The following is a 26,935-nucleotide window of genomic DNA, read 5'->3' as shown; positions in this document are numbered from 1 at the left end:
CTGGCCGGCCGCGGTACACACGCCGAACGGGTCGCGAGACTCGACAGCATGGGAAAGGAGCGGCCGCGCGTGGCGCGTGGCCGGCGGCGAACCGATGGCGAAAAGGGATTACTACGAGGTTCTGGGCGTTGCGAAAAACGCGAGCGATGACGAGATCAAGAAGGCATATCGCAAGCTCGCGATGAAGTACCACCCCGACCGCAATCCGGACAACAAGAACGCGGAAGAGCACTTCAAGGAAGCCAAGGAGGCTTACGAAATGCTCTCCGAGCCGCAAAAGCGGGCGGCTTACGATCAGTACGGGCATGCGGGCGTCGATCCGAACATGGCCGGCGCCGGCGCGCAGGGTTTCGGCGGCTTCGCCGATGCGTTCGGCGACATCTTCGGCGATATCTTCGGTCAGGCCGCGGGCGGCAACCGTCGCGCGGGCCCGCAGGTCTATCGCGGCGCCGATCTGCGCTACAGCATGGAGATCACGCTGGAGCAGGCCGCGCACGGCTGCGAGACGCAAATCCGCGTGCCGAGTTGGGTTTCGTGCGAGGTCTGCCACGGCTCGGGCGCGAAGCCCGGCACGAAGCCCGAAACCTGCCCGACTTGTCACGGCTCCGGCGCAGTGCGCATGTCGCAGGGCTTTTTCAGCATTCAGCAGACGTGCCCGAAGTGCCATGGCAGCGGCACCCATATTCCCGATCCATGCGCGCATTGCCACGGTGCCGGCAAGGTGAAGGAAACGAAGACACTCGAAGTGAAGATTCCCGCCGGCATCGACGACGGCATGCGGATCCGCTCCTCGGGCAACGGCGAGCCGGGGCTCAACGGCGGGCCTCCCGGCGATCTCTACGTGGAGATCCATATCAAGTCGCACTCGGTATTCGAGCGCGAGGGCGACGATCTGCACTGCCAGATGCCGATTCCGTTCACGACGGCGGCGCTCGGCGGCGAGATCGAAGTGCCCACGCTCGCGGGCCGTGCGAGCTTTACGGTACCGGAAGGCACGCAGTCAGCCAAGACGTTCCGGCTGCGCGGCAAGGGCATCAAGGGCTTGCGTTCGAGCGTGCCCGGCGATCTGTACGTGCACGTCCTGGTGGAGACGCCCGTGAAGCTGACCGACGCCCAGCGCGACTTGCTGCGCCAGTTCGAGAAATCGCTCGTGGAGGGGGGGCCGCGTCACAGCCCCCAAAGCAAAAGCTGGTTCGACCGGGTGAAGAGCTTTTTTGATTGAGACCGTGACGCGGGGTGACGCGACTGGGCGCGAGCCCGGCCGGGCACCAATGGGTTCGTGGTCGTCGCAGCGAGTGGATAGATGATGGCAGACGAGTGCGGCACGGTGTTCGCGCTGCTGGATGATTGCGATGCGAGCGATCAGCGTCGCACGAGTCGGTTGTATACGGGATTCGTTCGCGAGCAAGTATGCGGCGAGGGGGCCGGGCTCGAGGCGGCATGCGAAGCGGTGCGGGCTGCCATGCGGGGCGGCCTTCATGCGGTCGTGCTTGGAGACTACGAGTTCGGCCGCGATCTGCATTTGAAGGGCGATGGACTGACGCAGCGGCGCCAATCGGGCACGCTGCGTTTTTTGTTGTTCGAACACTGCGAGAAACTCGCGCGGGCGCAAGTGGACGCATGGCTCGTCGCGGCCGACGGGGGGAGGCCGGAGCCGTCGGTGGCCGGGGCGGCGAACGTGGAGCAGAGCGTTGGCGCGCAAGCCTTCGATGACGCCATCGCCGCGGTTCACGAGGCCCTTGTTGCCGGCGAGTCGTATCAAATCAACTACACGTACCGCCTGTTCTTCGACGTGTTCGGCCCGCCGGTTGCGCTTTACCGGCGGCTGAGGGCGCGGCAGCCGGTGCGCTATGGCGCGCTCATTGCCTTGCCGGGTGACGAATGGGTCGTGTCGTGTTCGCCTGAGCTCTTTGTCGAAAAGACCGGCTCGCGCCTGCGCACGCGGCCGATGAAAGGCACGACGGCACGTGGTGCCACGCCCGAAGACGATGCGCGGGCCGAGGCGTTTTTGCGCAGCGATCCGAAAAACCGCGCCGAGAATCTCATGATCGTCGACCTGTTGCGCAACGACGTATCGCGGGTCGCGGCGACCGGCTCGGTTCACGTGCCGGCGCTCTTTTCGGTCGAGCCCTATCCATCGATCTGGGCGATGACGTCCACGATCGAGGCCGAACTGGCCGATGGCGTCTCATTTGCGGGGCTCATTCGAGCGCTCTTTCCATGCGGCTCGATCACGGGTGCGCCGAAGCATCGAACGATGGAACTCATCGACGAGATCGAGACGACGCCGCGCGGCCTCTACACCGGCACGCTAGGCTGGCTCGATGCCGCGCGGCATGGTGCCGGCATGCGAGAGGGCGAATGCGGAGACTTTTGCCTCTCGGTGACCATTCGCACGCTGACGCTCGGCGCCATCGACACCAACACGGGCTTGCGCCGGGGCACGATGGGTGTCGGTGGCGGCATCGTGCTGGACAGTGTGGCGGCGGACGAGTATGCCGAATGCCGGCTCAAGGCGCGGTTCTTGACCGGTGCCGATCCCGGCTTTCAGCTATTCGAAACGATGCAGGCGACCCGCGCCGCGGGCGTCGCGTATCTCGACCGCCATCTCGCGCGCCTCGGCCGCAGTGCTGCGACACTCGGGTTCGCGTTCGACGAGGCGGTACTGCGTGCGCAGGTTGCCGATCGCTGCGCTCAGTTGCCCGCAAGCGGTCTGCAGCGGTTTCGCCTCGCACTGGCGAAAGATGGCCGCGTTGAAATCACCGCGGCCCCACTTGCGCCGCTCGAGGGGTGGGAAGGGCGGCAGCAGGGTGGGCTGCCCGTTGTGGGCGTACTGCTTTCTACCGAGTACGGCGTGCCGCCGATGCGCTCCGACGATTGGCTGCTCGGGCACAAAACCACACGCCGTGCGAGCTACGACCGCGGCTGGCGCGAAGCCGAAGCGCGAGGTGCGTTCGATATGCTGTTCTTCAACGAGCGCGGCGAGCTGACGGAAGGCGGCCGCACGAATGTGTTCGTCAAGCGCGATGGCGCCTGGTGGACTCCGCCGCTCTCGGCCGGCGTACTGCCGGGCGTCATGCGCGCGGCGCTGCTCGACGACGCTGCATTTGGCGCACGCGAACGCACGCTGACGATGGACGACCTGATTCATGCCGAAGCGATTGTCGTCTGCAACGCGCTGCGCGGCGCACTGCCGGCTCAAATCGTCCGGTATGGCGCCGATACGGCCTGAGGTTCCGGGCGATGGAGCGATGAAGGCCGGCGAGCGCGCTCGCCGGCATGCCGCACCCGCCGCTCAGAACTCGTGCTCGGGGGCGGGGAAGGTGCCTTCTTTCACGGCCCGCACGTAGGATTCGATGGCGGCCTGAATGCTCGGGGCGCCGGCCATGAAGTCCTTCACGAACCGTGCCGCCTTGCCGGGGAAGATTCCGAGCATATCGTGCAGGACGAGCACTTGGCCCGAGCAGTCGACGCCGGCGCCGATACCGATTGTCGGAATGCGCAGCTCGTTGGTCACGCCGGCGGCAACGGCGGACGGGATTGCCTCGAGCACGACCAACTGTGCGCCGGCGTCCTGCACGGCGCGGGCGTCGCTAACGAGTTGGGCCGCTCCCGCCTCCGTCTTTCCCTGCACCTTGAATCCACCGAACGCATGCACCGATTGCGGCGTCAGGCCGATGTGCGCGCATACGGGTACTGAGCGCTCCACGAGAAACCGGATCGTATCGGCCAGCCATTCGCCGCCTTCGATCTTGATCATTTGGGCACCGGCGCGCATGACCTTGACGGCGCTTGCGAATGCGTCGGCCGGCGTGCCGTAGGTGCCGAACGGCAGATCGGCAATGACGAGCGCGCGCGGTGCGGCACGGGCAACGCACGCCGTGTGATAGGCGATGTCGTCGAGCGTGACGGGCAACGTCGTCGAGTGGCCCTGCAACACGTTGCCGAGCGAGTCGCCAATCAGCAACGAGTCCACGCCTGCCCGGTCGAGCAGCGACGCGAAGCTCGCGTCGTAGCAGGTGAGCATGGTGATTTTTTCGCCGGTTTCGCGCATGGCTTGCAGCTTCGGCACGGTGACTTTGGGCCGGCTGGTTTCCTGCAGATAAGTCATCTGACGTCTCGTTCTCGAAAAGAGGGGGGAGCCGGCACGGCGCATGTGGCCATGCCGCGTCTCACTGTGCTTTGACGAAGCTGGCCTTGCGCCCGCGCATCGTTTCGATGCGCTCGACGACGAGCGCGAAATCCGCCTCCGATTCGAGCGGATTCAGGTGCTCGGTATTGACCGTGAGCACCGGGCTGCCGTCATAGTGATAGAAGAACTGATCGTAGGCCTCGGCGAGCTTTCGCAGATACGCCTCGGACATCGGCGTCTCCTCGGGCCGCGCTCGTTTGCGCACGCGTTCGAGCAGCGTGGGCGGGCTTGCCTGGAGGTACACCACGAGATCCGGCTGGGGGCCGCTCGCCGCAAGCCCGGCTGCCAGCGTGCGGTAAAGCGCCCATTCGTCGTCGGAGAGTGTCAGTCGCGCGAAGATGTCACTTTTTTGCGTTATGAAATCGGCGATGAGCGGCCGTCCCACCGCCAGCGACGCCGCTGCCTCGCGCGCCTGCCCGGCGCGCTGCAGCGCAAATTGCAGCTCGGTGGGTAACGCGTAGCGCGCCATGTCGCCGTAGAAACGCTCGAGAAACGGATTGTCGTTCGGGCGCTCGAAAAGCTCGGTCATCGCCCATCGCTCGGCAAGCCGGCGCGCAAGCGACGTCTTGCCCGCGCCGATCGGACCCTCGACGGCGAGATAGCGGTATGGGCTTTGCCGCTGCGGGGCTGTGACGGTGAGTGCTGGCGCGTTCATTGGCATCCGCTCTTGGCCGGCTCCGCGCCGTGAGGCGAGGCATTGCCCGGTGGCGTGCCCCCCGACGTATCGACGCCCGACGTATCGACGCCCGACGTATCGTCACGTGAACCGCCGGCTTTTGCCCGCAGTTTATCCAGCGCCATGCAACGGCACGTCTGCACCTTCTCGATCCGCTGATCGGCGACAGCCGACAGCAGCGCTTGCGCCGGTCCCACGCCTGGGATCGTCGCGTCGACGTCGATTTCAACGAGCGGCACGAGCACGAACGCGCGCTCGGCCGCACGCGGGTGCGGAATCACGAGGTCGGGCGCATCGAACCTCTCGTCGCCGAAGAGGACGATGTCGATGTCGAGCGTGCGGGGCGCATTGCGAAACGGCCGCTCGCGGCCGAAATGATGCTCGATGCTATGGCACAGCCCGAGCAGCGAGTGGGGCGAGAGCGATGTTTCGATTTTGACGACGAGATTGTAGTAGTCGTCGCCCTGTGCGTCGATCGGCGCGGTACGGTAGAGGCTCGATTTGGCGAGCACCGTGATCGTCTGCTGCTGGGCAAGGCAGACGACCGCGTCCTTCAGGGACTGGCGGGCGTCGCCGAGATTCGCACCGAGGCCGAGATATGCAACCGTCATGACATGGCTTCCTACGACTTCACCACTTCATTACTTGGCCCTTCGCGCTGGCCGGCCGGTTCGTCAGTCCTCGCGCAGGTCGTGCGTTGCCGCCGTACCTGCGTCGTTTGCCGACGAATCGCCGGGCGATTCGTCGCCGGGCGTCGCTTCGCTGCCGGCCTTGCGGCCTTTGCCACCGCGACGGCGGCGTTTGCGCGGCGCGCGCTCCTTGTCGCCATGCGCGAGCAGGGCTTCCCGCTCGGCTGTATCGCCTTCGATGAACGCCGTCCACCATTCGCCGATGGCCGGGTCCAACTCGCCCGATTCACAGCGCAGCAGGAGGAAATCATACCCCGCTCTAAATCTTTGGTGTTCGAGCAGCCTCAGCGCGCTGCGGCCCGAGCGTTTTTCGAGGCGCGACTGCAGACCCCAGATCTCGCGCATGTCGGCCGAAAACCGCTTGTGGATCGCGAGTTTTTCGGTCTGCATGTCGAGCACGTCGTCCATCGCGTGGTGCAGCGCGGGAACCGGGTACTCGCCGGCGCGCTCGAACCCCTGCGCGCGCTGTTGCACGTCGTGCCAAAGCAGTGTCGCGAACAGGAAGCCCGGTGAGACGGGTTTGCCGGCACGCACGCGCGCATCCGTGTTGTTGAGCGCGAGCGTGATGAACGATTCGCCGTGCGGCTGTTCGAGCACGACGTCCAGCAATGGCAGCAGCCCGTGATGAAGGCCTTCCTTGCGCAATTGCTTCAGGCAGGCGAGCGCATGCCCCGAGAGCAACAGCTTCAGCATCTCGTCGAAAAGGCGAGCCGCCGGTACGTTGTGGATGAGGTCGGCGAGTGGCTTGATCGGGTTGCGCGTAGCGTCGTCGATCTCGAAGCCGAGCTTCGCTGCGAAGCGCACGACGCGCAGCATGCGCACCGGATCCTCGCGGTAGCGCGTGGCGGGATCGCCGATCATCTTCAGCACGCGCGCGCGGATGTCGTCCATACCGTTGTGGTAGTCGAGCACCGTTTGCGTGGCCGGGTCGTAATACATCGCGTTGATCGTGAAGTCGCGCCGCGTTGCATCCTCGTGCTGTTCGCCCCAGACGTTGTCGCGCAGCACGCGTCCGCTCGCGTCCACGGCATGCGTGCGGCGATCGAGTTCCTCGCGCCGCTGGCGCCGGCCCGGCGCCGGGCCCGCGGCAGGGGCCTCGACGGCCGGCGCCGCATCCACGAGCGCGCGGAAAGTCGACACTTCGATGATCTCTTGCCCGAACTGGACGTGCACGATCTGGAAGCGCCGGCCGATCAGGCGCGCCCGGCGAAAGAGCCGCTGCACCTCGTCGGGCGTGGCATCGGTGGCGACGTCGAAGTCCTTCGGTGCGATTCCGAGCAGCAGATCGCGCACGGCCCCGCCCACGATGAAGGCGCGGTAGCCGGCCTGCTGGAGCGTGTCGGTGACGCGCACGGCGTTGCGCGAAATGAGCGTGGGGTCGATCCCATGGATGTCGGACGACAGGATGACGGGTGCGTCGGGCTCAGGCGCATCGGCGCCGCGCGCGGCGCGCGAGCCATTGCCGCGCGGCTTCGGGGCGCGGCTCGAGCGTTTCGCCTCGAGTTTCGCCTCGACGGGCGCGGCGTCGCCCACGGCCTCGGGCGCCGGGGTGTCGACGGGGGCGGCCGTATTCTGGCCGAGCAGCTTGCGGATGAGTTTCTTGATCACGACGGTTGGAACAGATCGAGGATGCGCCAGCCTTTTGCTTCGGCGTGAGCCCGCAGCGTTGCATCGGGGTTGGTCGCGATCGGATCGGTGACTTTCTCGAGCAGCGGAATGTCGTTGTGCGAGTCGCTGTAGAACCAGCTGTGTTCGAAATCGGCGAGTGTCTTGCCGAGCGAGGCGAGCCACGCCTCGACACGCACGATCTTGCCTTCACGGTAGCTCGGCGTGCCGGCGCCTCGGCCCGTGAACGGCGAGTGCGGCTGGCCGTCGACCGTTTCCACCTCGCAGGCGATCAGCATTTCGACGCCGAATGCGTCGGCGATCGGGCGCGTGATGAATTCGTTCGTCGCGGTGACGATGCAGCAGAGGTCGCCGTTGTCCTGGTGCTTGCGCACGAGTTCGAGCGCGGCCGGTACGAGTGCCGGCCGGATGACTTCGTGCATGAACTGCTCATGCCAGGCCGCGAGTTGCGCGCGCGAGTACCGGGCAAGCGGCGTCAGCATCGTTTCCAGATAGGCGTGGATATCGAGCTGACCGGTCTTGTAGTCGGCATAGAAGCGATCGACATCGCGCATGAAGGTTTCGGCGTCGACAATGCCGAGCCTCACCATGAAGCGGCCCCATTCGTGGTCGCTGTCAGTCGGAATGAGCGTGTGATCGAGATCGAAGAGAGCGAGATTCGTCATGAGGGCGCATTTTACTCGAAGCTGCCACGGGGAGCGGGTAGCCCATCGCGGGGCGTATCCGCCGGGGTGTCGCCGGCATCCCAGAGCGACGCCTGCCGGGGAGCGCGCGGCGGCCTGGGGGCGGCGTCCGGCTCGGGGGCCGAGGCTGGCGGCGCAGGTGTATTTTCCGCCGCCACGGCCTCGTCCGACCCCTCGCCGAGCGCCCCGTCGTGCGCCTCGTCGGCAGCGGAGGATTCGGATGCCTTTCCCGGCGTTTCCCCGCGCAGTTGCTCGGGCGGCTGCGCGAGCATCGTGCGCAGAAGCGGCAGCGTGACGGCGCGCTTTTGCTCGAGCGAGAAACGGTCGAGTGCGTCGAGCAGCGCCATGAGGCTCGGCATGTCGCGGCGGAAATGCGTGAGCAGGTAGGCGGGTACGTCTTCGGCGAGCGCGAGGCCACGCTCCTTGGCGGCATGCTTGAGCACGGCGGCCTTGCGCTCGTCCGGCAGCGGCGCGAGATGGAACACGAGGCCCCAGCCGAGCCGCGTGCGCAGGTCTTCGCGCACGTCGAGGGCGATCGGCGCGGCATTGCCGGCTGCGACGAGCGCGGCGCCGGGATGCGCGCGCACCTCGTTGAATAGATTGAAGAGCGCAATTTGCTGCGCGCCGGAAAGCCGGTCGCAGTCGTCCACGGCGTAGATCGGCACCTCGGCGGAGAACGCGAACGCCGCGAGCCCGCTTTGCGGCCCGATGAAGCGGCCGCGCCCCGGCCCCGCGCTATGCACCAGCGCGGCCAGCAAATGGCTGCGCCCGCTGCCGGGCTCACCCCATACGTAGTAGGTGCGATCGGGAACCGGGCCCGCGGCCAGCGCGCTTTCGAGCGCCGCGAGCCGTGAAACGAGCTCGGCGTTGGCGCCGGCGAAGAAGTTGTCGAACGTCGACGGCGGAGGCGTGCCGAGGTCGAGCGTCAGTTGGCGATGCACAGTCACGATGAGCGTAATCGGTCAGTTCTTGTAAAGTCCGCTCGCCAGATAGCCGCGGCGCATTTCGCGCAGCGCGGTCGAGAGAATCGCGCTCACGGGCAGCGCGAGCAGCACGCCGAAAAAGCCGAACAGCTGCCCGAAGGCAAGCAAGGCGAAGATCACGGCGAGCGGATGCAGGCCAATGCGTTCGCCGACGAGCCGCGGCGTGAGGATGAAGCTCTCGAGCACCTGGCCGATACCGTAGATGATGGCCACCGCAACGAAGCCATACCAGTCGCCGAACTGCAGCAGCGCGGCGAGCAGGGCGAGCGCGAGCCCCGTGGCGTAGCCGACGTACGGAATAAAGACGGCGAGGCCCGTGAAAATGCCGACGGGAACGGCGATCTCGAAGCGCGCGATGCTGAGCGCGATCACGTAGTAGACGGCGAGCACGCACATGACCAGCAGCTGGCCGCGCAGGTACTGCGACAGCATACGGTCCATCTCGACGACGAGCTCGCTCGTCTTGTCGAGCCAGCGCCGTGGCACGAGCGCGGCCACGCGCGCGAGCATCATGTTCCAGTCGTAGAGCAGGTAGTAGAGCACGAGCGGTACCATGACGAGGTTGCCGACAAGCGTGATCATGACGTTGCTGCTCGTGCGCAGCGACTTCCATGCGGCGAGCGCGAACGCCTGCGCGCTGCTTTCGATCTGGCTCGAGAGCATGTCCCTCAAGCTCGAGAAATCGAGTACGTCGGCCAGCCCGACGAAGGCGAGCTTGGGTTGCGCCCAGTCGTGCAGGCGTGCCGTGAGCGCTGGAATCTGCCGCTGCAACTGGGGCAGCTCGCGCTGCACCACGGCGACGAGCAGCAGCGCAAGCAGCACGACGAGCAACGCGAACACGAGCATCATCAGCAAGGCGGCGACGCCGCGCGGCACGCGATGGCGCACGAGCCAGGCCACGCCGGGCTGCAGGATATAGGCGATGATGGCGCCGAGCAAAAACGGCGTGAGCACCGGGCGCAGCAGCGACAGCAGGATGCCGAGCACGAGCGCGACCGTGCCCCAGAAGATCGCCTGGCGTTGATACGGCGTGAGGAGCGGTGAGTTCTGCGACAAGGGCGTTCCGAGGTGAGGGCCGTGCGGCGAAACCGGGCGAGCCGACCGGCCGGCAACTGTGTAGGGAACCGGATGGGCGCCAACGCGCCGGCACCGGATCGGCAACCGTGCACGGACGGGGGAATCGCCAAAGCGCTACCACCCATCCGCATCGGGTAAAATCGCATTTTACCGACCTTCTCGCACTTCCCCATGAATCAACCGAAATCCGCTCAGGACGGACAAGATCCGGCACAAGGCCTGTCGTATCGCGACGCGGGCGTCGACATCGACGCCGGCGACGCGCTCGTCGATGCGATCAAGCCCTTTGCGAAGAAGACGCTGCGCGACGGCGTGCTCGGCGGTATCGGCGGGTTCGGCGCGCTCTTCGAGGTGCCGAAGAAGTACCGCGAGCCGGTGCTCGTTTCGGGCACGGACGGCGTCGGCACCAAGCTCAAGCTCGCCTTTCATCTGAACAAGCACGACACGGTCGGCCAGGATCTCGTGGCCATGAGCGTCAACGACATCCTCGTGCAGGGCGCGGAACCGCTGTTCTTCCTCGACTACTTCGCCTGCGGCAAGCTCGACGTGGCCACGGCCGCCACCGTCGTCAAGGGAATCGCCCAGGGCTGCGAGCTTGCGGGCTGCGCGCTGATCGGCGGCGAAACGGCGGAAATGCCGGGCATGTACCCTGACGGCGAGTACGATCTCGCGGGCTTCGCCGTTGGCGCGGTGGAAAAGAGCAAGATCATCGACGGCAGCACCATCGTCCCGGGCGACGTGGTGCTCGGCCTCGCGTCGAGCGGCATCCATTCGAACGGGTTTTCGCTCGTGCGCAAGATCATCGAGCGCGCCAACCCCGATCTTTCGGCGGACTTCCACGGCCGCTCGCTGGCCGACGCGCTGATGGCGCCCACGCGCATCTACGTGAAACCCCTGCTGGCACTGATGCAAAGCATCGCCGTGAAGGGCATGGCGCACATCACGGGCGGCGGTCTGGTGGAGAACATCCCGCGCGTGCTGGCCGATGGCCTGACGGCCGAGCTCGACGGCAAGGCCTGGCCGATGCCGCCGCTGTTCTCGTGGCTGCAGCAGCACGGCGGCGTGGCGGATGCCGAGATGCACCGCGTCTTCAACTGCGGGATCGGCATGGCCGTGATCGTGGCGGCAGCCGATGCCGATGAAGCCGTGCGCCAACTGAGCGATGCGGGCGAACAGGTCTGGAAGATCGGCGCCGTGCGCGAGCGCCGCGAAGGCGAGGCGCAGACGATCGTCGTCTGACGCGGGCGCCGGCGCGTTTCGCGCGGCCTCGAAGAAACCGCCTGGACATCGTCCGGCGGTTTTTTTTCGACGCTTTGCCGCTATGCGCTACCCGTGCGCCGGTTCGTCGATCCAATCCGGGTGGCGCGCCTGCCCTCCGCGTCCGATTGGTTCAATCCGTTCAATTCTCCCCGATCGCGCGCTCGATTGACTGTACCGCATCGCGCGTTGCCGAAGCGGCGCAGCAGTCCACGACGACGCGGTGCGGCATCGAGCGCAGCCAGGTGAGCTGCCGTTTGCAGAGCTGGCGCGTCGCGAATACGCCTTTATCGCGCATCGTGGCCCGATCGATCGTGCCGTCGAGGTATTCCCACGCCTGCCGGTAGCCGACGCAACGCATCGACGGCAGCGCGGCATGAAGATCTCCGCGTGCACGCAGCGCGCTCACTTCGTCGACAAAGCCGGCTGCGAGCATGGCGTCGAAGCGCCGCGCGATGCGTTCGTGCAGAACTGAGCGATCGGACGGCTCGAGCGCGATCGGCGCGAAACGGTAGGGGGCGGTTTGCCTTGCGGCGCTCGCCTCGGCGATCAGCGCCGACATCGGGCGCCCCGTCAGCAGAAAGATCTCGAGCGCACGCTGGATGCGCTGGGCATCGTTTGGCGCGAGGCGAGCGGCCGTTGCGGCGTCCACGGTCGCGAGCCGCGCATGCAGCGCAGGCCAACCCTCGCGTGCGGCGTCGGCCTCGAGGTTGGCCCGGAGTTGCGCATCGGCTGGCGGCAGATCGTCCAGCCCCTGTTCCAGAGCCTTGTAATAGAGCATCGTGCCGCCCACGAAAAGCGGCGTGCGCCCCCGCGCGAGAATCTCGCCGGCGAGCCGCAGGGCGTCCGCGCGGAACTGCGCGGCGGAGTAGGCGTCCGTCGGTTCGATGATGTCAATGAGGTGGTGGGGCACCGCCGCGCGTTCGGCGGGCGTCGGCTTTGCCGTGCCGATGTCCATGCCGCGGTAGACGAGCGCCGAATCCACGCTGACGATTTCGAGCGGCAGCCGCCCGGCCGCCTCGAGTGCGGCCGCCGTCTTGCCCGACGCCGTGGGACCGAGCAGGCAGGCAATCACCGTTGCGCCCATGCCGCCTACTGCCCGCGCATGAAGAGCCGGTCCAGGTCCCCGAGCGTCAACTGGTACCACGTCGGGCGCCCGTGATTGCATTGGTCCGCGCGCTCCGTCGCCTCCATCTGGCGCAGCAGCGCGTTCATTTCGTCGAGTGTGAGGCGCCGGTTGGCACGCACCGCATGATGGCAGGCAAGTGTGCCGAGCAACTCGTGCTGCTGCTCCGTCAGTACGCGCGAGCCGCCGTACGCATGCAGGTCGGCGAGCACGGCGCGCGCAAGCGCGGGCAGGTCGGCGTCCTTGAGCAGCGCGGGCACGGCGCGGATCGCGAGCGTCGTCGGCGAAAGCGCGGCCAGGTCGAAGCCGAGCGCTTCGAGCGTCTCGCGCTCCTCGTCGACCGTGCCGATTTCGACCGGATCGGCCGGCATCGAGATCGGCAGCAGCAGGGGCTGCACGGCGATCGAGCGCTCTGCCAGCGCGCGCTTGAACTGTTCGTAAAGAATGCGCTCGTGGGCCGCGTGCATGTCGACGATGACGAGCCCGCGCGCGTTTTGCGCGAGTACGTAGATGCCATGGATCTGCCCGAGCGCGAACCCGAGCGGGTGATCGTCGTCGCCGCCGTGCGCCGGGGCGAAAGTCATTGCGCTGTCGCGCGCTTCGAGCCACGGCAGGGCCTGCCCGGCCTGTGCACCGTCGGTCAAGCCGCCGGCCGGGGCGATCGGCGCCATGGCGCTGGTACCCGTGCCGGCCGCCGCCTCCTTGCGCCCGAACAGCGCATCGTAAAGCGCGAGAGGCTCGGCGATGGGTAATCGGCCCTGGGCCATGCGCGAGTCGCGCATCCAGGTCGTGCCGGGGCGGATGGTGGCCGCGGAAGGGGCAGTGCCCGGCGCCGAAGCGGGCACCGGCGATGGCCACCCCTGCTGCCCCTGCGCCGGCAGCGGCTGTCCCTCCAGTCGCACGGCGTGCCCGCCCGCCGTCGTTTCCGGCGAGGCGCCGGCATGCCGGGCCAGCGCGCGCTGGAGTGCATGGAAGACGAACTGGTGCACCGCGCGCGAGTCACGAAAGCGCACCTCGATCTTGGACGGGTGGACGTTGACGTCGACGGCTTCGGGCGGCAGGTCGAGAAAGAGCACGTAGGACGGGTAGCGGTCCCCGTGCAGAACGTCTTCGTAGGCCGCGCGCACGGCATGCGTGAGCAGCTTGTCGCGGACGAAACGTCCGTTCACGAAGAAGTATTGCTGGTCCGCCCGGCCACGGCTTGCCGTCGGCAATCCGGCGCAGCCGTAGAGCGCGAGCGGGCCGGCCTCCTCCTGCAACGGAAGATGCGCCTGCGCAAAGGCGTCGCCGAGAATGCCTGCCACGCGCTGGGCCGGCTCCGTCGCGTTCCAGTGCTCGAGCGCGCGACCGTTGTGAAGCACGGAAATTGCCACGTCGGGCCGTGCAAGCGCCGCGCGGCGCACCATTTCCAGGCAGTGCCCGAGTTCCGTCTGCTCGCTCTTCAGGAACTTCCGGCGCGCGGGCGTGTTGAAGTAGAGCTCGCGGACCTCGATCGTCGTACCCACACCGCCCGCCGCGGGCGCAAGCGCGCCCGTGTGCGCTTCGATGCGCGTGGCATGCGCGGCGTCGGCCGTGCGGCTCGTAATGAACGTTTCGGCCACCGACGCAATCGAAGCAAGCGCCTCGCCACGAAACCCGAGCGTCGCGACGGCCTCCAGCTCGGCGAGCGAGCGAATCTTGCTCGTAGCGTGACGCATCAGGGCGAGCGACAGCTCCGCCGCCGGAATCCCGCAGCCGTCGTCGGCGATCGAGATCCGCTTCACGCCGCCGCCGTCGAGCAGGATGCGCAGCGTCGTTGCGCCGGCGTCGAGTGCGTTTTCGAGCAGCTCCTTCACGACGGAGGCTGGCCGCTCGACGACTTCGCCTGCGGCGATCTGGCTGATCAACTGGTCGGGCAGCGGCTGGATGGCGCGGGGCCGCCGCATTTCGGGTGTGCCCCGCTCGAGAGCCGCGCCGGACGAGGATTCGGGAATTTCGGACATGCGGCGATTATAACGAGTGGCCGGTTGTCGAACGGACAGAGGCCCAGGCGCCAGGGCACCGTTTCGGTTTCGTGCCCGACAGTTTGGGTATCATGGCGCGACCGGCGCCGCTTGCGCGGCGCATGCGCTTTTCTTCATAAGGGATGCATTTGGATACGCTGCTTCATTTTGCCGGGCTCGTTCTGCACATCGATGCATTTCTGGGCGATTTCGTCAGCCAGTACGGCGCCTGGGTCTATGCGGTGTTGTTTCTGATCGTCTTTTGCGAAACCGGCCTCGTCATTCTGCCGTTTCTGCCCGGCGATTCGCTGCTCTTCATCGGCGGCGCGTTCTGTGCGAGCGGCAAAATGGATCTCGCCTCGCTGATCGGCCTGCTGCTGCTGGCATCGATTGCCGGCAACAGCCTGAACTTCGCCATCGGCAAGGCGATCGGCCCCGCGGTCTTCAAAACGCGTATCCGGTTCGTCGAGCGGTTCCTGGATCGCAAGGCATTGCAACGTACGCACGACTTCTACGAGCGCCATGGCGGCAAGACGATCGTGCTCGCGCGCTTCATCCCGGTCGTGCGCACGTTCGCACCGTTCGTCGCCGGCGTATCCGAGATGAGCGCCGGCCGATTTCAATTCTTCAACGTGGCTGGCGCGCTGCTCTGGGTGCTGCTGCTCGTATTGGCGGGCTACTTCTTCGGCAACATCCCGTTCGTGCGCCAGTATCTGAACGTGATCGTGCTTGTCGGCATCGGGGCCGCCATCGTCCCCGTCGCGTTGGCGGCGCTCTGGAAGCTGTGGCGCCGCAAGAGCGCGCCGCCTGTCGCGCATAAGCAAAGCGGCCGCTGACGCCCCGGCGCGCGGCCCGAACTTCGAGGCGATGCGGCGTTTTCGACCATGACGATCGACACCGGACACGCCGCCGCGCGGCACCTTCAGGACCCTGCGCATTACGCGCCGCCCGGGCCACCGCCGCCGCGCGCCATGCGCTTGGCGAAAGACGTGCTCGCCGGGCTTTCGATCGCGGGGCTGCTGCTGCCCGAGGCGGTCGCCTATGCCGGTATCGCCAACCTTCCGCCGCAGGCGGGAGTCGTCGCCTTGCTGGCGGGCCTCGTCGTCTATGCGCTCGCCGGAAGCAGCCGCTTCGCAATCGTCTCGGCAACATCGTCGTCTGCCGCGGTGTTGGCGGCCACCGTGAGCGCCGTCTCCGGCCCCGCGCTCGCCGTCGCCGCGGCGCTGGTGGCCGCAACAGGTGCGCTCTTTCTGCTGGCAGGCGCTGCCCGGCTCGGGGGTGTTTCCGATTTCATCGCCAAACCGGTGCTGCGCGGCTTCGCGTTCGGGCTGGCGTTGACGATCATCGTCAAGCAACTGCCGGGCGTGCTCGGCGTGACGGCGCAGTTCTCGGACGCTCCGCGAATGGCCTACGACCTGTTGCGTCAGGCGCCGCATTGGAATCTCGCGAGCGTGGCGCTCGGAGTCGGCGCGCTCGCGATTCTATCCATGCTCGGCCGCAGTGCGCGAATTCCGGCGACGCTCGTCGTCATCCTGCTCGGCATCGGGGCCGGCCACTGGGTCGACTGGCGGCATTGGGGAATCGGCGTTGTCGGCAGCATCGATCTGCGTGACGTGCGCTTCGGCCTGCCGGCCTTCAGGCGCCCCGAATGGCTCCAGACGACGGAGCTGGCCTTCGCGCTGATGCTGATCCTCTATGCGGAATCGTACGGCTCGATTCGTACGTTCGCCCTCAAGCATGGCGATCGGATCTCGGCCAATCGCGACCTCATCGCGCTGGGGAGCGCCAATCTCGTCTCGGGCCTGCTGCAAGGCATGCCGGTGGGGGCGGGCTACTCCGCGACGTCGGCCAACGAGACGGCGGGTGCGCAAACGCGCCTGGCGGGCCTGTGCGCCGCGCTTGTCGTAGCGCTCGTCGTGACTTTCCTGCTCGGCGAACTCGCGCGCATTCCCGAGCCGGTGCTCGCGGCTATCGTCATTCATGCCGTTAGCCATTCGATAAATCCAGGCATATTCCGCCCGTACTGGCAATGGCGACGCGACCGTCTGCTCGCCGTGGCGGCGCTCGCGGGCGTGCTGCTTTTCGGCGTCATGCATGGGCTCTTGGCCGCGATCGCGGTGAGCCTTTTCCTCACGCTGCGCGACCTCTCGGTGCCGAGCGTCAGCGTGCTCGGGCGCTTGCGCGAGAGCCACGATTTCGTCGACGTGTCGGCTCACGCGGACGCGAAGCCTGTCGACGGGATCCTGATCGTACGCCCTGAAGTGCCGCTCTTTTTCGCGAACGCGGAACGCGTTCTGAGCGAAGTGCGCTTGCTTGCGGCTTCGCGAGAGGACAAGCCACAGACCGTTATGCTGAGCCTCGAGGAAACGCCCGACGTCGACGGTTCGGCCATCGAAGCGATCCTCGTGTTTGCCGCGGAATTGCGTTCTCGCGGGCAGAGGCTCGTACTGGCGCGCCTCAAGCCGCGCGCGCTGGCGGCCTTGACGCGCGCCGCCGAGGACATCCTGCCACCGCAGGCGCTGCGCGAACTGAGCGTCGACGAATGCGTGCAGTCGGTCCTGGCGGAACGTGCGATGAGTGGATGAGCGGCCGGTGGGCCAGCCGCTCTTGCGTCAGGGCAGCGAGATCGTCAGATTGGCCGACTCGGCTTCGGGCTTGACGAGCTGCGAGTAGGGCGCGAGCGTGCGCAACGTCGAATCGCGCAGGTAGGTGTGAAGACCAAAAAACGCGCCAAGGCCGATCAACGCGAATACGGCGGCGATCGTCCAGAGCGGCACTTCGTGCTTGAGCCGGTGCGCGATCTGGTCGGGCAGGGCCCAGTGCGGGGCGAAGGCCGCACGCTTGCCTTTCATGTGCGCGATTTCGTCGCCGAGCCGTGCTGTGAGGTAGGAGAGCTTCTCCGGACCCTCGAGCAGATATTTGCCCTGGAAGCCGAGCAGCAGGCACATATGGAAGACTTCGAGCGACTGCAGCCGGGCTGCGCCCTGGGCGCGGCAGGCTTCGAGATGATCGAAGAACTTCTCGCCCGCGAGCTGCTCGCCGAACAGTACGAGCTGCAGCGGGCGGCGTTCCCAGTCCGCGCGGATCTTGAACTGGGACGAGAGCACGGCTTCGTCGATCGCCGCGCAAAACGCGAACTTCGCCGCATAGACATCGTCGGCCGGCACGTTCAGTTTTTTTGCTCCGCGCTCGAAATCGGCGAGAAACGCCTGTACGCGCGAGGTGAACTCCGCCGCATCGGCCGGCTCATGCCCCTCCTTGAGCAAGAACAGCATGAAAAAGCCGTCGTAGAGCAGGTCGCGCAGCGAGCGGGCCTGGAATGCCGCGTCCGATCCTTGCATCGGCGCGGCGGGCGACATCGTGCCGCCGAAGAGGGAGGGGACTTCGGTCATGATGTGACGGCGATCAGTTCGAGTTTGAGATCGTTGATGCCCGACGGCGTGTAGATCATCGCCGATTGGGCTTGCAGCATCCGGTCATACAGTGCGCCGCGGGCTTCCAGCGCGAAATAGCACGCGCCCGGGCGCACCGGCACGGCTGGCGGTACCTGCGGCGTGTAGACGAGGCGCACGCCCGGCATGGCCGAGAGCACGAGCTTGTCGACGTCGTCGGGGGCACCGACCTTGAAGCGCGCCGGCACTGCCTCGACGAGTTCGACGGGCGGCAGGTCGGCCGACACGGCGATGAAAAACGTGGTCTTTTCGTCGATCTTGCCCGAATCGAGCCGGCCCACATGAAACGACGGCCGCACCTCCTCGAGGGCGATGGCGAAGTGCCGCGTCGAAATGACGGTTTCGAGCAGGTCGCGCACGATCGTGTCGAGCAACGCGAAGGCGGGGCCCGGCTCGTCGTGGCGATAAACGGGCAGCTCCGAGAGCGAGTATTGCTTCGAGAACGTCATGAGCTGCCCCGCGAGCCGCAACAACTCCTGAAAGAGGCGCTCCGGATGCAGTGCCGCGTGCTGCAGCAGGTGAAGCAGCGACGCAGCGGCCGCGTTGGCTGTATGCAGCAGCCAGAACGATGCGATGTCGCCCGAGCGGAACTCGATGATGTTCTTGGTCGGCTCGCGGTGAAAACCGTAAAGCGCGCTCACTTTGGCCTGCAGCGCGTCGATGAGCTGGCGCAGGCGCTGATGCAGCACCGGAGACGCTTCGATCGAAAGGCACGGCGGCACGAACGTTTCGTCGAGTTCGAAGCCCGAGGTGGCCGTGCGGTGCAGGCGTGCGATCGGCACGGTGACGAGCTGCGCGCGCGGCTCGTTATGGCCGATCAGCTTGACGCGCGGCTGCAGGAACGTAAGGCTCGCCGTTGCCGCGTCGGTATAGAGGTCGGCAACCGCTTGCTGCTTCGTCGCGTAGCGCGCCGAAAAACTGCCATCCGATGCGCTCGAATAGTTGCCGCCCGCGTCGCGCAGCGGCTGCATCGCAAGGTAGAACATGAACTCGCCCACACCTTCAGGCAGTGTCTCCAGCGCGACGGGCTCGGGCAGGACATCCTCCTGCGGTGCCGAATAGAGGGTGCCGTCGGGAAATACGAGCGAAAGCTCGGTGATGCGCAACGAGTTGTTGCTGAGCGAATCGGCGTCGAACCGTACCGAACGCAGCCCCCAGCTGAAAGGCTGCAGCGCGCGCAACGACTCCGCGAGGCGCGCCTCGTGATAAGCGTCTTGCTGCTGGAAATGCTGAGGCCTCAGAAAGAGTCCCTCTCCCCAAAGCAATTTCGCCGAATAACTCATCTCGAATCCGCTTGTTTATGACAAAGAGCCGCATGGCGCGGTGGTAAAGCTGCATTCAACCTGCATTGGTCGCGCTTTGCCGTGAATTTAACCGCAGGAGACGGACGAGAGCAAATTCAGCGGCGGCATGGGCAGCCCCGGGTCCGGTGGAATGACGGTGCCGTTCGTCACGGTCATTGCACAGTTGTGAAGGCCGATCATTATGCCCGATTTCTCGGATTTCGCCGGATCGAAGGCGAATTTCCAACGCCGTAGCGCAGGGTCGCGGAACAGGGCGACCACGCCGAAGGCTTGGGCCTCGCGCGAGACTTTTTCCACCATTTGATAGCGCTGGCCCGGGATCAGCGTGACTTCGCGCACGCTGAGCAGATCCGCCCCGAGCGCGCTTTTTTCCTTGGCCGGATCGGTGAACGCGTCGAACGAGGCCTGCTGGAACGAAGTCGGATCCTTCAATATATAGAGCCGCACCACGAGCGCGAGCGGATGGTTGTCGGTGGCCGCATTCAGGTTGGGCGCGGCTGCGAGCGTCAGCGGGACGTTGCGCGGCGGCTTTTGCGAGTCCGGCACATCGGGCTTGCCGAGGCCCGTGGCCTGCAGCGCCGACGAGGCGGCCGCGCCGAGCAGCGACACCCCCGCTGCGCACCCGCCGAGCAATACGCATGCCGCGAGCGGCACGATCCAAGTCGTGAAATAAGGCTTCATTTACATCTTCCGGTTTCTACCGGTACCCGTTGCGTAGAGGAGAAAAAAGCGCCGGTTGGACGTCGCCGATCGGTAGCTCCGACTCGTGACAGACAAGTTCGTATAGCTCGTCGTTCCGGCAAATTTTGCTTCAATTCCATTTAATGCCGAATTGGTTCGGAAATTGTTTCCTCCTGCGGCGCCGCTATACTTTGTTAAGGAATTTGAGGATGACGTATATCACGCGGCAGAAGTTGAATTATGGAAAATTGGCCGGTACTATACGCGCGCACTCGCCGCAAAGCAAAGCTGTACTTTCCCGGCGAATTAAATAAACCGCCAGGCGGTACCAACAAATGACGAAACAGCGACTTTCTCTCAAATTCTCCGCGGCCGTGCTCGTGTGCGCCGCTATAGCGGGCTGCGCAACTCAAAACACGGCCAATCAAACGCCGGAGGCATTTAACAAGGGTCTGGCCGATGCGGACACGGTCGCCAAGGCCGGTGACAAGGACCGCGCGCTTGCGCTCTATCAGCAGTTGACCAAGGCCGACCCGACGCGTGAAGAGCCCTGGTCGCGCATTGCCCAGATTCAGTTCGACCAGGCCCATTACGGGCAGGCAATCGTCGCGGCGCAAGAGGCGCTGCAGCGCGATTCGACGGACCGTGCGGCGAAGAGCGTGTTGGCCGTGGCCGGTCTGCGCGTCGCTACCGACTCGCTGGGCGAATTGCGGCAGGACGCAGCGCTCGCGGGCGACGCGAAGACCGACGCCCAGGCGCTCGCGCATCAACTGCGCGACACGCTCGGCCAGGACGCGCTCTTTCCCGAGGAAGTCGCGCAGAAGAAGCAGGCCATGAAGAAGCGTCGTATCGTGCGTCGCCCGGTGGCCGGGCAGCAGAAAGAGGCAGCGGGTGCCGAGCAGCCGGCTGCGAAGCCGGAAACGGCAGCCAAGCCCGCCGAGTCGGCAGGCAAGCCTGCGGCGGGCGGCGCCGATCCATTCAGCGCGCTGCGCTGAGGCCGGGCCGTTTCATTCAACCATTCGTTTCGGGGAGCCGTCGATGGCGAAGAAAGAGAGTATCCAAAAGCGCCTGCAAAAGGTGCGTCCTCCGCGCGTGCAGCTCACGTACGAGGTCGAGCGTGGCGACGCGATCGAGGTCAAGGAGCTGCCGTTCGTCGTCGGCGTGGTCGCGGATCTGGCCGGTCAGTCGGAAGTCGAGCAGCCCAAGCTGCGCGACCGCAAGTTCGTCAGCATCGATCGCGACAATTTCGATGACGTGATGAAGGGCGTCGAGCCGCGCGCCGCGTACCAGGTGAAGAACAAGCTCAGTGACGCAGGCGGCACGTTCGCCGTGGACCTGCGCTTCCGTTCGATGGACGACTTCAATCCCGACGAAGTCGTCTCGCAGATCGAGCCTCTGCGCCGTCTGCTCGAAGCGCGCACGAAGCTGGCCGATCTGCGCAACAAGCTTGCCGGCAACGACAAGCTCGAGAGCCTGCTGGGCGAGGTGCTCGTGAATACCGAGCAGGTGCGCTCGCTCGCCGGCGGGCGGGCCGAGGCCGACGGCCAGGATCAGGATCCGAACCAGAATCAGAAGAGCGAAGAGTAAAGCGGGGTGTGAGATGAATCAGCAAACGGCCACGGCGAGCGTCGCTCAGCCCGACACTGCGGCAGCGAGTTCCCTGCTCGACGAAATCGTCGAGAAGAGCAAGGTCGCGAAATCCGATTCCGAGCACGAGCGTGCGAAGGATCTCATCAGCGAGCTCGCGCATCAGGTGCTCGAGGGGACGGTCGTCGTCTCCGACAATCTTTCGGCCACGCTCGACGCGCGTATCGCCGAGCTCGACCGCCTCCTTTCCGCGCAGCTCAGCGAAGTGATGCACGCTCCGGCTTTCCAGCGCATGGAAAGCACGTGGCGCGGCCTCGACTATCTCTGCAAGGAGAGCAACACCGGCTCGACCATCAAGATCCGCGTGCTCAACGCGGCCAAGCGCGAGATCGTGCGCGACTTCAAGGCCGCGGCCGAATTCGACCAGAGCGCGCTCTTCAAGAAGATCTACGAAGAGGAGTTCGGCACGTTCGGCGGTGCGCCGTTCGGTGCGCTCGTGGGCGACTTCGAGATCACGCGTCAGCCCGAGGACATGTACTTCATCGAGCAGATGTCTCACGTGGCGGCGGCCGCGCATGCGCCGTTCATCACGTCGGCCTCGCCTGAACTGCTCGGGCTCGAATCGTATTCCGATCTCGGCAAGCCGCGCGACCTCGGCAAGGTGTTCGACACGGTCGAATACGCGAAGTGGAAGTCGTTCCGCGAGTCGGAAGATTCGCGCTACGTCGGGCTCACGCTGCCGCGCTACCTGGGCCGCCTGCCGTTCAATCCGAAAGACGGTCTGGTCGCGGACAAATTCAACTTCGTCGAAGACGTCGACGGCACCGATCACAACAAGTACCTGTGGTGCAATGCGGCGTGGGCGTTCGCCACGCGGCTGACTGCCGCGTTCGACGATTTCGGCTGGTGCGCCGCGATTCGCGGCGTGGAAGGCGGCGGGCTCGTAGAGGATCTGCCGACCCACACCTTCAAGACCGACGACGGCGAAATCGCGCTCAAATGCCCGACCGAGATCGCCATCACGGATCGCCGCGAGAAAGAGCTGAGCGACCTCGGTTTCATACCGCTCGTGCATTGCAAGAATTCCGACTACGCGGCGTTCTTCGCGGCGCAATCGGTGCAGCGGCCCAAAAAATACAACACCGACAGCGCCAATGCGAACGCGGTGCTGTCGGCGCAGCTGCAATACATCTTCTCGGTGTCGCGAATCGCTCATTACCTGAAGGCGATGATGCGTGACAAGATCGGCAGCTTCGCGTCGGCGCAGAACGTCGAAACCTTCCTGAACCGTTGGATCGCGCAGTACGTGCTGCTCGACGACAACGCCACGCAAGAGCAAAAGGCGCAGTTTCCGCTGCGCGAGGCGTCGATCCAGGTATCCGAGATTCCGGGCAAGCCGGGTTCGTATCGTTCGGTCGCATTCCTGCGGCCGCATTTTCAGCTCGACGAGCTGTCGATTTCACTGCGGCTCGTCGCTGATCTGCCGAAACCGGCAGGCGCATAACCTGAATTGAATTTTGAACGGGCCGGCGCGCAGCGCCCGGCCTGCTGTTAACAACCGCCACTTCGGGAGTAGAGGGCCATGAAGGACATGTACATGCAGTTCGGCAACCCCGCCATCAAAGGCGAATCGGCCGACAAGGATCATCTGAACTGGATCGAGCTCGCCTCGTGGAATCATTCGATCACGCAGCCGCGCTCGGCCACGGCGTCGACCGCGGGCGGCCACACGTCGGAGCGCTGCGAGCACTCCGACATGACGTTCACGAAGGACATCGACGTCGTGAGCCCGCTGCTTTATCAGCACGCCTCGGGTGGCACCACGTTCGACGAAGTCACGATCGACTTCATGCGCTCGGACGGCGAGGGCAAGCGCGTCAAGTACCTCGAGATCAAGCTCAAGTACGTGATCATTTCGAGCATTTCGCCGAGCGTGGTCAATGAAGGCCTGCCGACGGAAACGTTTTCGCTCAAGTACGCGGCCGTTCAATGGAAGTACACGCAGCAAAAGATCGGCGGTAACCAGGGCGGCAACGCACAGGGTGCCTGGAGCCTGACGAAGAACGACAAGACCTACGCGGTCTGACGGCGTCACGGTAATGTCCGCGCGGCCGTTCGGCCGCGCGGCCTTTTTGGCGCGACGAGAGCAGGCGGTGCTGTCCCATGAAGCGTTTTGAACCGAGCTTGCTCGACAAGCTATTCGATGACGATCCGCGCTCGCCGGCACCGGCTGCCATGCGGCAGCTGTCGCTCGAGGAGCTCAAGAGCCGCGTGGCGAGCGATGTCGAATCGCTTCTGAACACGCGCATTGCCCTCACGGAAGTGGAGCTGGAAAAGCTCGAGCAATGCAAGCGCTCGGTGCTCACTTACGGCCTCAACGATTTCGCGGGCAGAAGCCTGACGAGCCATGACGACCGTACGTTCATCTGCGAGTCGATCCGCTACGCGATCGACCGGCATGAGCCGCGCTTGCGCGAAGTGACGGTGGCGCTCGAAGTCGACACGCAATCAACCAATGCGCTCTATTTCGTGATTCGTGCGAAGCTCGTCGTGCATCCGGCCGAAGAGCCGGTCAGCTTCGATGCCATGCTGCAGGCGTCGACGCTGCAATATTCGGTGATGCGCTCGCGCCGCGCCGCGGACGCCGCCCGTACGCGCGTCTACGAATGAGCACGAGGCAACAGAAGGATTAAAGCGGGAAGCTCACGCTCGGGGAAGATCGATGGATGCGTTGCTGCCGTACTACGAGCGAGAGCTGGCATTCTTGCGGGAATATTCGCGTGGTTTCGCCGATCGCTATCCGAAGATCGCGGCGCGTCTCGCGATAGCGGCCGCACAAAGCGACGATCCGCACGTCGATCGCATGATCGACTCCTTCGCGCTGCTCAGCGCGCGCGTCGACAAGAAACTCGAAGACGAGTATCCCGAACTGACCGAGGCGCTCTTCGAGGTGCTCTATCCGCATTATCTGCGGCCGTTTCCGTCGTGCTCGATCGCCCAGTTCGGTGCGCAAGCGGCGGTAGCGCTCGACAAGCCCGTCACCATCGCACGCGGCACCGAACTGCTCAGCCGCGAAGTGCGCGGCGTGCGATGCCGGTTTCGCACCGCCTACGACGTGACGCTCGCGCCGTTGCGGATCGCGCGCGCCGAATGTCGCCCCGTTGCCGCACTGCCCGCTCACGCGCCGGTTTTACCGGCGAACGCATCGACCGTCGTTTCGTTCACGTTCGAGACGACCTCGGACAGCCGGACGTTGTCCGCGCTCGGCCTCGGTGCGTTGCGCGCCTACCTGCACGGCGAACAGTCGTTCATCGCGGCGCTTGCCGACGGCCTTTTCATCAAGGCCGTGGAAGCCTATGTCGAATCCGATGACCGCCCGCAGTGGGCGCGCCTTGCGTCGGTGCCGCTCGCGCAGGCCGGTGTCGCCGACGGTGAAGCCCTCATCGACTATCCGGCGAAGTCGCATCCGGCTTATCGGTTGTTGACCGAGTATTTCGCGTTTCCCGAGAAGTTCGACTTCATCGATTTCGATTTCGGCGCCATGCTGCAGGCGAGCGGCCGATGCCGGCGGCTGACGCTGCACGTCGTACTCGCGCAGGCCCGCGGCGACACGCAATCGGCGCGGCTCATCGAATCGCTGGCCGCGCATCATCTGCGGCTCTTCGCGACGCCCGTCGTCAATCTTTTCGCGCGGCGCGGCGAGCCCATTCGCGTGAGTCACGAGGCCGTGTCGTACCCGGTGATCGCGGATGCGGAGCATGCCAGCGCCTACGAGGTCTATTCGATCGATACCGTGCACGTGGTCAAGGAGCGAGTTCACGAGCAGACGGTTACAGAGTTCCGTCCATTCTATGCACTGCACCACGACGAGGCGCAGCGTGTCGGGCGCTATTGGTTCGCCCGCCGCGATCCTCGGGTGGCCGAGCAAAGCCCTGGCTACGAGACGGAGCTTTCGATCGTCGACAGCGCCTTCGAGCCTTCCCGGGCGCAAACCGATACAGCGAGCCTTGCGCTCACCTGCACGAACCGGAACCTGCCTGCGCGCCTCGCCATCGGGCTGGCCGGCGGGGATCTCTTCGCGGATCCCGACGTTTTCGCCGAGCCCATTTCGATGCTTTGCCGCCCGACGCCGAGCGTGCGCATCGAACGCGGCTCGTCCATGCATTGGCGGCTCTTGTCGCACCTCGCGCTCAACCATGTATCGCTCGCCGGCAGCGAACTCGATGCACTCAAAGAGGTGCTCGTGCTCTACGATTTGCGGCGTACCCCCGTTTCGGCGCGTCATGTCGCGGGCCTCGTCGAGATCGAGCGGCGCGCGGCCTGCCAATGGATGCCGGGTGAGCCATACGCGACCTTCGTGCGCGGCACCGAGATCCGGCTCACCATCGACGAGGGCAACTTCGTCGGCACGAGCCTCGCCTCGTTCGTGCGCGTGCTCGATACGTTTTTCGGGCTTTATGTGAATTTGAACAGTTTCATACAGCTGGTGGTCGTTTCGAAGCGCACCGGCGAGGAGATCGTGCGATGCAAGCCGCGCAGCGCAGAATCGACGCTGGCGTAGTGCAGCGGCTCGTCGACGAGCCCTACCGCTTCCAGTTCTTTCAAGCCGTACGCATGCTCGAGGTGTGGTTCGCACAGCGCGGCCCGCGGCATGCGGGCGAGCGGCCGGGGGAGCGTATCGGCTTTTGCAACACGCTGGCACTCACCTTCGCGCCGAGCGAGCTCGAGCGCGCGATAGCTTACGACGAAACGGGCACGGTGCTCCCCAATGACGCGCTCGGCGATGCGCCGGCGCTCGCGCGCGTCGATCTGACGCCGTCGTTTTTCGGTTTGCTGGGCGGGCAGGGCGCATTGCCGCTTCACTACACCGAGCAACTCGTCGCTCGCGAGCAGATCCAGCGCGATCACGCGGCACGTGAGTTCTTCGACGTTTTTTCGAGCCGCGCCACCGCGCTCTTTTACGCGGCATGGAAAAAGTACCGGCTGCCCTTTCATTACGAGCTCGATCGCGACGAGCGGTACATGCCACTGTTGCTCGCGCTGGGCGGGCTCGCGCACGCGCCGACGCGCGCGGCCCTGGCCGAAGGCAGCGGCGCAATCGCCGAAGAGGCGCTGGCGGGCTATGCGGTTCCGGCGCGGCACCGGCCGATGTCGGCCGCCTATCTGCAGCGGGTGCTTGCCGATTACTTCGGCGTACCGGTGTGCGTCGAGCAGTTCGCTGGCAAGTGGTACGCGGTGCCGCCCGAGCGCATGACGCAGGTCGGCCGCGCGAATGCCGTGCTCGGCGCGAGTGCGCTCGCCGGCGAGCGGGTCTGGCAGCGTGACATGCGTGCGCGGCTTGTCATCGGGCCGCTGCGCAAGGTCGAGTATGAGGCGTTCCTGCCCGGCGCGTCGCGCGCGGTTGCGCTCGAGCGCATGCTGAAGGTGCTCGTCGGCGTGATGATCGAGTACGAAGTGTCGCTCGTGCTGGCTCGGCACGAGGTTGGCACGAGCATCCTCGGCGAAGGCGCACGGCTCGGCTGGGATGCCTTCCTGTGCACGCGCGATGCCGACCACGACCGTGACGACGCTCGCTACGAGCTGCACGTCATCCACTGATTTCGAGACTACGGAACCCCGA

The 26,935-nt window shown here is 65.7% G+C and carries 23 protein-coding genes and 1 pseudogene; 12 read left to right on the top strand and 12 right to left on the bottom strand.

Going from position 1 to position 26,935, the window contains the following annotated elements:
- The first annotated feature begins 94 nt into the window (after nt 1-94).
- A complete protein-coding gene (gene dnaJ / locus U0034_RS05995; protein ID WP_085224382.1) occupies nt 95-1,222 on the top strand; it encodes a molecular chaperone DnaJ in 1,128 nt (375 codons plus the stop codon).
- 84 nt (nt 1,223-1,306) lie between these two features.
- Nucleotides 1,307-3,232, top strand: coding sequence for an aminodeoxychorismate synthase component I (pabB, locus tag U0034_RS05990; protein ID WP_085224384.1), 1,926 nt, complete (start codon nt 1,307-1,309; stop codon nt 3,230-3,232).
- Nucleotides 3,233-3,295: 63 nt separating this feature from the next.
- On the opposite strand, the gene panB is transcribed toward pabB, so the two are convergent.
- From panB to U0034_RS05955, 7 genes and pseudogenes are all read right to left on the bottom strand, one after another.
- A complete protein-coding gene (gene panB, locus U0034_RS05985; protein WP_085223437.1) occupies nt 3,296-4,111 on the bottom strand; it encodes a 3-methyl-2-oxobutanoate hydroxymethyltransferase in 816 nt (271 codons plus the stop codon).
- Between the two features lie 61 nt (nt 4,112-4,172).
- Nucleotides 4,173-4,847 carry a deoxynucleoside kinase gene (locus U0034_RS05980; RefSeq protein ID WP_085223439.1) on the bottom strand — a complete coding sequence of 225 codons (675 nt, stop codon included), beginning with the start codon at nt 4,845-4,847 and terminating at the stop codon, nt 4,173-4,175.
- Entirely contained in the window at nt 4,844-5,479 is a 636-nt protein-coding gene (gene folK / locus U0034_RS05975) for a 2-amino-4-hydroxy-6-hydroxymethyldihydropteridine diphosphokinase (RefSeq protein WP_085223442.1), read from the bottom strand. The genes U0034_RS05980 and folK overlap by 4 nt, the downstream gene beginning before the upstream one ends.
- Nucleotides 5,480-5,542: 63 nt before the next feature.
- Nucleotides 5,543-7,165, bottom strand: a complete 1,623-nt coding sequence (pcnB, locus tag U0034_RS05970) for a polynucleotide adenylyltransferase PcnB (RefSeq protein ID WP_085223444.1) — start codon at nt 7,163-7,165, stop codon at nt 5,543-5,545.
- A complete protein-coding gene (locus U0034_RS05965; RefSeq protein WP_085223446.1) occupies nt 7,162-7,848 on the bottom strand; it encodes a histidinol-phosphatase in 687 nt (228 codons plus the stop codon). Before U0034_RS05965 ends, pcnB begins: the two co-directional genes overlap by 4 nt.
- Nucleotides 7,849-8,123: 275 nt before the next feature.
- Nucleotides 8,124-8,813, bottom strand: a pseudogene (gene hda, locus U0034_RS05960) (DnaA regulatory inactivator Hda); the annotation flags it as partial.
- Between the two features lie 15 nt (nt 8,814-8,828).
- Complete coding sequence (locus tag U0034_RS05955; RefSeq protein WP_085223450.1) at nt 8,829-9,905, bottom strand: AI-2E family transporter; 1,077 nt, start codon at nt 9,903-9,905, stop codon at nt 8,829-8,831.
- A gap of 192 nt (nt 9,906-10,097) precedes the next feature.
- Here U0034_RS05955 and purM point away from each other — a divergent pair, with 192 nt between their 5' ends.
- A complete protein-coding gene (gene purM / locus U0034_RS05950; protein WP_085223452.1) occupies nt 10,098-11,165 on the top strand; it encodes a phosphoribosylformylglycinamidine cyclo-ligase in 1,068 nt (355 codons plus the stop codon).
- A 160-nt stretch (nt 11,166-11,325) separates the two neighbouring features.
- On the opposite strand, the gene miaA is transcribed toward purM, so the two are convergent.
- Both miaA and mutL read right to left on the bottom strand, forming a co-directional pair.
- Nucleotides 11,326-12,270, bottom strand: coding sequence for a tRNA (adenosine(37)-N6)-dimethylallyltransferase MiaA (gene miaA, locus U0034_RS05945; protein ID WP_085223453.1), 945 nt, complete (start codon nt 12,268-12,270; stop codon nt 11,326-11,328).
- 5 nt (nt 12,271-12,275) lie between these two features.
- Nucleotides 12,276-14,291: a DNA mismatch repair endonuclease MutL gene (gene mutL / locus U0034_RS05940; RefSeq protein ID WP_085223455.1), complete on the bottom strand. Its 2,016-nt coding sequence runs from the start codon at nt 14,289-14,291 to the stop codon at nt 12,276-12,278.
- A gap of 143 nt (nt 14,292-14,434) precedes the next feature.
- Between mutL and U0034_RS05935 the strand changes: the two genes are divergently transcribed.
- Nucleotides 14,435-15,127, top strand: a complete 693-nt coding sequence (locus U0034_RS05935; protein ID WP_085223457.1) for a VTT domain-containing protein — start codon at nt 14,435-14,437, stop codon at nt 15,125-15,127.
- A 48-nt stretch (nt 15,128-15,175) separates the two neighbouring features.
- Nucleotides 15,176-16,876, top strand: a complete 1,701-nt coding sequence (locus U0034_RS05930; protein WP_085223459.1) for a SulP family inorganic anion transporter — start codon at nt 15,176-15,178, stop codon at nt 16,874-16,876.
- 27 nt (nt 16,877-16,903) lie between these two features.
- On the opposite strand, the gene icmH is transcribed toward U0034_RS05930, so the two are convergent.
- From icmH to tssJ, 3 genes are all read right to left on the bottom strand, one after another.
- On the bottom strand, nt 16,904-17,683 hold the full coding sequence (gene icmH, locus U0034_RS05925; RefSeq protein ID WP_085223461.1) for a type IVB secretion system protein IcmH/DotU: 780 nt from the start codon (nt 17,681-17,683) through the stop codon (nt 16,904-16,906).
- Nucleotides 17,680-19,026: a type VI secretion system baseplate subunit TssK gene (gene tssK, locus U0034_RS05920; protein WP_085223463.1), complete on the bottom strand. Its 1,347-nt coding sequence runs from the start codon at nt 19,024-19,026 to the stop codon at nt 17,680-17,682. Before tssK ends, icmH begins: the two co-directional genes overlap by 4 nt.
- A gap of 87 nt (nt 19,027-19,113) precedes the next feature.
- Nucleotides 19,114-19,728, bottom strand: a complete 615-nt coding sequence (gene tssJ, locus U0034_RS05915; RefSeq protein WP_085223465.1) for a type VI secretion system lipoprotein TssJ — start codon at nt 19,726-19,728, stop codon at nt 19,114-19,116.
- A 335-nt stretch (nt 19,729-20,063) separates the two neighbouring features.
- Here tssJ and U0034_RS05910 point away from each other — a divergent pair, with 335 nt between their 5' ends.
- The 7 genes from U0034_RS05910 to tssG all read left to right on the top strand — a co-directional run bounded on the left by U0034_RS05910 (nt 20,064) and on the right by tssG (nt 26,913).
- The gene (locus U0034_RS05910) at nt 20,064-20,723 is read left to right on the top strand and encodes a hypothetical protein (RefSeq protein ID WP_085223467.1); all 660 of its coding nucleotides are present in this window, start codon (nt 20,064-20,066) and stop codon (nt 20,721-20,723) included.
- Between the two features lie 43 nt (nt 20,724-20,766).
- The gene (gene tssB / locus U0034_RS05905) at nt 20,767-21,315 is read left to right on the top strand and encodes a type VI secretion system contractile sheath small subunit (protein ID WP_085223469.1); all 549 of its coding nucleotides are present in this window, start codon (nt 20,767-20,769) and stop codon (nt 21,313-21,315) included.
- Nucleotides 21,316-21,328: 13 nt separating this feature from the next.
- Nucleotides 21,329-22,819 (top strand): type VI secretion system contractile sheath large subunit, encoded by a 1,491-nt coding sequence (gene tssC / locus U0034_RS05900; RefSeq protein ID WP_085223471.1) that lies wholly within the window; start codon nt 21,329-21,331, stop codon nt 22,817-22,819.
- Between the two features lie 78 nt (nt 22,820-22,897).
- Nucleotides 22,898-23,401: an Hcp family type VI secretion system effector gene (locus U0034_RS05895; protein WP_085223473.1), complete on the top strand. Its 504-nt coding sequence runs from the start codon at nt 22,898-22,900 to the stop codon at nt 23,399-23,401.
- A 77-nt stretch (nt 23,402-23,478) separates the two neighbouring features.
- Complete coding sequence (tssE, locus tag U0034_RS05890; RefSeq protein WP_085223476.1) at nt 23,479-23,985, top strand: type VI secretion system baseplate subunit TssE; 507 nt, start codon at nt 23,479-23,481, stop codon at nt 23,983-23,985.
- 52 nt (nt 23,986-24,037) lie between these two features.
- Complete coding sequence (tssF, locus tag U0034_RS05885) at nt 24,038-25,876, top strand: type VI secretion system baseplate subunit TssF (RefSeq protein WP_085223478.1); 1,839 nt, start codon at nt 24,038-24,040, stop codon at nt 25,874-25,876.
- Nucleotides 25,840-26,913, top strand: coding sequence for a type VI secretion system baseplate subunit TssG (gene tssG, locus U0034_RS05880; RefSeq protein WP_085223480.1), 1,074 nt, complete (start codon nt 25,840-25,842; stop codon nt 26,911-26,913). Before tssF ends, tssG begins: the two co-directional genes overlap by 37 nt.
- Nucleotides 26,914-26,935: the final 22 nt, after the last annotated feature.

Origin of the sequence: Trinickia caryophylli, assembly GCF_034424545.1 — a bacterium.
GTDB classification, from domain to species: domain Bacteria; phylum Pseudomonadota; class Gammaproteobacteria; order Burkholderiales; family Burkholderiaceae; genus Trinickia; species Trinickia caryophylli.
The sequence above is the reverse complement of the archived record's forward strand: the minus strand, read 5'-3'. Positions and strand labels throughout refer to the sequence as shown.